At 71.0% G+C, this 4,535-nt stretch carries 3 protein-coding genes and 1 pseudogene; 3 read left to right on the top strand and 1 reads right to left on the bottom strand.

Features of this window, described 5'->3' with window-relative positions:
* Nucleotides 1–173 precede the first annotated feature (173 nt).
* The gene (gene menD, locus CCN37_RS37040) at nucleotides 174–1,865 is read right to left on the bottom strand and encodes a 2-succinyl-5-enolpyruvyl-6-hydroxy-3-cyclohexene-1-carboxylic-acid synthase (RefSeq protein WP_086830046.1); all 1,692 of its coding nucleotides are present in this window, start codon (nucleotides 1,863–1,865) and stop codon (nucleotides 174–176) included.
* 41 nt (nucleotides 1,866–1,906) lie between these two features.
* Between menD and CCN37_RS37035 the strand changes: the two genes are divergently transcribed.
* The 3 genes and pseudogenes from CCN37_RS37035 to CCN37_RS37025 all read left to right on the top strand — a co-directional run.
* Nucleotides 1,907–2,818 (top strand): 1,4-dihydroxy-2-naphthoyl-CoA synthase, encoded by a 912-nt coding sequence (locus CCN37_RS37035; RefSeq protein ID WP_086830044.1) that lies wholly within the window; start codon nucleotides 1,907–1,909, stop codon nucleotides 2,816–2,818.
* Nucleotides 2,818–3,960: an o-succinylbenzoate--CoA ligase gene (gene menE, locus CCN37_RS37030; RefSeq protein ID WP_086830042.1), complete on the top strand. Its 1,143-nt coding sequence runs from the start codon at nucleotides 2,818–2,820 to the stop codon at nucleotides 3,958–3,960. Before CCN37_RS37035 ends, menE begins: the two co-directional genes overlap by 1 nt.
* A gap of 143 nt (nucleotides 3,961–4,103) precedes the next feature.
* Nucleotides 4,104–4,535: pseudogene (locus tag CCN37_RS37025) on the top strand (hypothetical protein); the annotation flags it as partial.

Here is a 4,535-nt window from a genome sequence, read left to right as displayed (position 1 = left end):
GCGGCCGCGGCCGCCGCCCCCACGCGGAGGCTGTGTTTACGCAGCACGGAATTAGTACCTCTCCGTCATGGCCGACTTCCCCACGTGCAGCCGACTCGGCTTGCAACCTAGACCCGGGAAATCGCGGGACACCAGGACGTTTTCTTCACATCCACCTGGTGGGACTGACATCCTCAGCCCGTGCGCCGCACCGCCGCGCGCAGGCGTTCGTGCAGGTCACGCAGGCCAGAGCGCTGTGTTCGCACCTCCACCACGCGCAGTCCCGAACCCGGCCGCAGTGCGTGAAGAAATTCTTCACGGGTGTCCACCTCAACATGCGGAACCCGGTACGCGGCGCACAAAGGGGCGAGATCCGCGCCGTGCGGCGTAGCGAAAACTCGCTCGAAGGAATCAGCGTGCTCGGCCGATCCCTGCTCCAACAGCGAGAAGATCCCGCCGCCGTCGTCGTTGAGCACCACGATCGTCAGGTCCGGCCGTTGCTCCGCCGGACCGATCAGCAGGCCGTTGGCGTCGTGCAGGAACGTCAGGTCGCCGAGCAGCGCCGCGCCCCACGACCCGATCCGCTCATCGGCGTCGTGCGCGCCCAGAACGGCTCCGACAGCGGAGGAAACGCTGCCGTCGATCCCGGCGAGGCCCCGGTTGGCCAGCACGTCCGGCCGCGCGGTCGCCGCGACCAGGTCGACGTCGCGCACGGGGTTGGAGGAGCCGAGGAACAGCACCGCGTCGCGCGGCATCGCGGCGAGGAGGTCCCGGGCGACGTGCAGTCCGGTCGGCCACGGCTCCGCCGCGAGGAAGTCCTCGACGGCGCGCGCGGCAGCTTCATCCGCCTTCTGCCAGCTGTTCAGCCATTCCGGCTCGGCCTCGCGGTCGACCAGCGAGAGCGGGCCGACCGAGGTCGCCTGGTGCTGCGGGTCGGTCCAGTCCGCGCCGTGGTCGACGACGTGCACCAGCGGGGTCGTGCGCAGCAGCCGCTGCACCGCGCGCGTCAGGGTCGGGCGGCCGACGACGACGAGCGCTTCGGGGCGGAGTTCTTCCACGCCCAGCAACAAGGTCCCGTGTCGCAGCAGCGTCGCCTTGGTCGAGCTGACACCACCCGCACCGCCCGGCTCGGCGAGCACCGGCCAGCCGCGCTCCGCCGCGATCTCACCGATCTCGTTGCCAGCGCTCCACTTCGCCGCGCCAACGACGACGAGCGTGCGCGCGGGGAGGTCGACCGACTCGACAGCGACGATCTCGCCGCTGGTTCTCCTCGTCGTCCAAGGGGCGTCGTTTTCCCTGCCCGCCAACGATTCCGGCCAGGTTTCGTCTGCGGTGTCCGGCACCAGCGGCTCGCGGAACGGAATGTTCACGTGCACCGGGCCGTCGTGCTCGGCGCGGGCGACCACGCGGCAGATCATGCTGCGCCACACGGCGTTCTGACCCTGCCGGGTCTCAGCGACGGGGAAGTCCACTGTGGACACATGCGGCGTGAAGATCCCGTGCTGCCACGTGGTCTGGTTGGCCCCGGTGCCCATCAACTCCGGTGGCCGGTCGGCCGTCAGCAGGATCAGCGGCTCCGCCGAGTGGAAGGCCTCCAGCACGGCGGGGTGCAGGTTCGCCACGGCCGTGCCCGAGGTGCAGGCGAGCGCCACGAGCCCCCTGCGCTGCCCGGGCAGGCCCAGCCCCTTGGAGAGGCCCAGCGCGAGGAAGCCAGCGCTGCGCTCGTCGATCCGCACGTGCAGGGTGAGCCGCCCGGCCTTCGCCGCGTCGTGCAGCGCGAAGGACAGCGGGGCGTTGCGCGAGCCGGGGCAGAGCACGACATGCCGGACGCCGCTGCGGACGAGTTCGTCGACCACGACGCGCGCCTGCGCTGTAGACGGGTTCACCGGTTCAACACCCTTTCCTGGACCCGCCTATTCTCGCAGGCGTGCCGTCCAACCAGGTCTCAGAGCTGTTCGATCCGGCCGCGTGGCGGGTCGTAGAGGGCTTCGACTTCACCGACATCACCTACCACCGCGCCGTGGACCAGGGCACGGTGCGGATCGCCTTCAACCGCCCGGAGGTGCGCAACGCCTTCCGCCCGCACACCGTCGACGAGCTGTACCGCGCGCTCGACCACGCGCGGATGAGCTCCGACATCGGCTGTGTGCTGCTGACCGGCAACGGACCGTCCGCGAAGGACGGCGGCTGGGCCTTCTGCTCCGGCGGTGACCAGCGCATTCGTGGCCGCGACGGCTACCGCTACGCCGAGGGCGAGACTTCCGAAACCATCGACCCGGCGCGCGCGGGGCGGCTGCACATCCTGGAGTGCCAGCGGCTGATCCGCTTCATGCCGAAGGTCGTCATCGCCGTGGTCCCGGGCTGGGCGGCCGGTGGCGGGCACAGCCTGCACGTGGTGTGCGACCTCACGATCGCCAGCGCCGAGCACGCGAAGTTCAAGCAGACCGACGCCGACGTGGGCAGCTTCGACGCGGGCTACGGCTCGGCCTACCTGGCGCGGCAGACCGGCCAGAAGTTCGCGCGCGAGATCTTCTTCCTCGGCCGCACCTACGACGCCGAGAAGATGCACCGGATGGGCGCGGTCAACGAGGTCGTGCCGCACGCGGAGCTGGAGTCCACGGCGTTGGAGTGGGCGAAGGAGATCAACGGCAAGTCGCCGACCGCGCAGCGCATGCTCAAGTACGCGTTCAACATGATCGACGACGGCCTGGTCGGCCAGCAGCTGTTCGCGGGCGAGACCACGCGCCTGGCCTACATGACCGACGAGGCCGTCGAGGGCCGCGACTCCTTCCTGGAGAAGCGCGCGCCCGACTGGTCCCGCTTCCCCTACTACTACTGATGCGCGAGCTGGTCGCGGTCTCGTCCCCCGACGTCCTCGGGGCGTTGGGTGCGGCGCTCGACGGCACGGGCCCGGCCCTGCTGCCGATCGCGCCGGGCGAGACCGCGCCTGCCTCCTTGACGGGTCCCGTCAAGGAGGAGATCGCGCTGGCCGTGGCCACTTCGGGCTCGACCGGTGAGCCCAAGGGCGTGCTGCTGTCGGCTGCGGCCCTGCGTGCTTCGGCCGAGGCCACGCACGCGCGGCTCGGTGGGCCGGGCACCTGGCTGCTCGCGCTCAGCCCGCACCACATCGCCGGAGTGCAGGTGCTGATCCGGTCGCTGCTGGCCGGGTCGGAGCCCGGAGTGCTTACCGGCCAAGGGTTTCGGCCGTCCGCCTTCGCCGACGCCGCGCGCGCCGTGCTGGACCGTCCTGGGCGGCACTACACGTCTCTGGTGCCGACGCAGCTGGTGCGGCTGCTTGCTGACGGTGGAGCTGGCCTGGAAGCCCTGGCGGCCTTCGACGGCGTGCTGCTCGGCGGGGCCGCGACTCCGGCTGAGCTGCTCTCCCAGGCTCGCGCGGCGGGCGTCGCGGCGGTCACCACCTACGGCATGAGCGAGACCTGCGGCGGCTGCGTCTACGACGGGGTTCCGCTGGACGGAGTGCGGGTGCGGCTCGACCAGGACGGCCGGATCTCGTTGTCCGGCCCGGTGTTGGCCAGCGGCTATCGCGGCGCATCCGCTTCGGCCTTCGCCGAAGGGTGGTTCCACACCAACGACCTCGGCCAGTTCGAGCCCGATGGCCGGCTCACCGTGCTCGGCCGGGCCGACGACATGATCATCTCCGGCGGCGTGAACGTGGCTCCCGCGCTCGTGGAACGGGTCCTGTGCGCTGAGCCGGACGTGCTGGAGGCGTGCGTGCTCGGACTGCCCCATCCCGAGTGGGGTCAGCTCGTCGCCGCCGCCGTCGTGCCCGCTGACCAGGCAGTTCCACCCAGCCCTTCGCGTCTGCGCGCACTCGTCAGCGCCCAGCTCGGCGGAGCTTTCGCCCCCAAGCGCATCGAACTGGTCCCCGAACTGCCGCTGCGCGGGCCGGGCAAGGTCGACCGCCGCGCCCTCGCCGCAATGATGATCAACATGAAGGATAGCGGCATTATTTCACGTTAGGCAGAATGGTTACTCGCTGCCTCAATTGCTTCGCAGGTTGTTGACAATCCACCAACCGCGAAGTTTCCCTTGCGCCGTGCGGGATGCGTGCCCTCCTGCTGCGAGTTCGCTCGCTACACGCGTCCCGGGAACGGAGAGCAGTCGTGGCTTCGACCAGACTGCGGCGAGCTGTGGCGTCCGCCGCCCTGTGCGCCGCTTTGGGCACGACCTTCCTGTCGATCGGCCCGGTCTCCCTGGCCGCTCCCGCGGAGACCGCGTGGAACCCCGACCTCAGCCAGATCACCGACGACGACGCCAACGTCCGCTTCACCGGCGGGGCGCTGCGCCTCGCCGGTGAGCCCGTCCGCTCGGCCAGCGCCATGCACGACCGGGACGAGGGCAGCCTCGTGCTCGCCGCGCACGAGCTGGCCGCGCCCGCCAACCGCATCGGCGCCACCCTCGACGCCACCGTCCCCGGCGACGCCCAGGTCTCCGTCGACGTGCGCGGCGAGCTGGCCGGTGGCGAGTGGAGCGAGTGGACCACCGCCCCCGCCGAGCTGCCCGAGGCCACCAAGCGCGTCGAGGTCCGCGTCGCC

It is taken from the genome of Allokutzneria sp. NRRL B-24872, assembly GCF_002155965.1.
Lineage (GTDB): Bacteria > Actinomycetota > Actinomycetes > Mycobacteriales > Pseudonocardiaceae > Allokutzneria.
Note: the sequence above shows the minus strand (reverse complement) of the source record. Positions and strands in the feature narration are given on the sequence as shown.

Excerpts from the sequence above, each read along its gene's own strand:
- menE (WP_086830042.1), top strand. The coding sequence starts at position 2,818 with ATGCGCGAGCTGGTCGCGGTCTCGTCCCCCGACGTCCTCGGGGCGTTG.